Raw genomic sequence first — 593 nt, 5'->3', positions numbered from 1 at the left:
TGACCATGCCGAGTTCGATGACTTCATCTTTGCGGTGGTCGAGGCCGGTGGTTTCGGTGTCGAGCAGGATGCCGATCTTGGTTTCCTGTCCGGAGGCCGGTATGGACGTCGGCCGCGGCACCAGGCGGCGCAGCACCCGGTAGTCGCTCGATCGGCCTAGTACCTCGCCCATCGCGGCCAGATCCGATGCGTCTTGAAACATTTCTTCTCGTGTGAGCCGATGAGGTAGTCCCGTGAGGCCCCACAATATCGGGAGCTCCCGGCACGAGATATCTGAAAGACAAAGCAATTCACGGGCTTTTCGGGAGTGTCGGTGCAGTTGGATTCGCTTGCGGGACGTTCGCGCAGGCCTCGATCACGAGCGCTCTGGAGGTCCCCGCCTATGAATGAGGCGGATCGGGCGGGGCATCTGCGGACGGCTCGACAGCATCTGCGTATGGTTGCCGACCCCGGATTGCTACGGTCCCACTGGTGCGTGATCGTTTACGATCTGCAGCTATATTTCTATCCATGGAACTCGAGTACGACCCCAAGCGCGAGGCCGCCGCGGCGATGAAGCTTGCCGCCGAAGCAAAGGGCGCAGAGCGGCAGAG

The 593-nt window shown here is 61.4% G+C and carries 1 pseudogene; it reads right to left on the bottom strand.

Annotated features, from left to right (window positions below):
* Positions 1-202, bottom strand: a pseudogene (locus AC0L20_RS39690) (3'-5' exonuclease); the annotation flags it as partial.
* Positions 203-593 lie beyond the last annotated feature (391 nt).

The organism is Bradyrhizobium sp. Kon58 (assembly GCF_055807455.1).
This window is presented reverse-complemented; position numbering and strand designations above follow the sequence as displayed.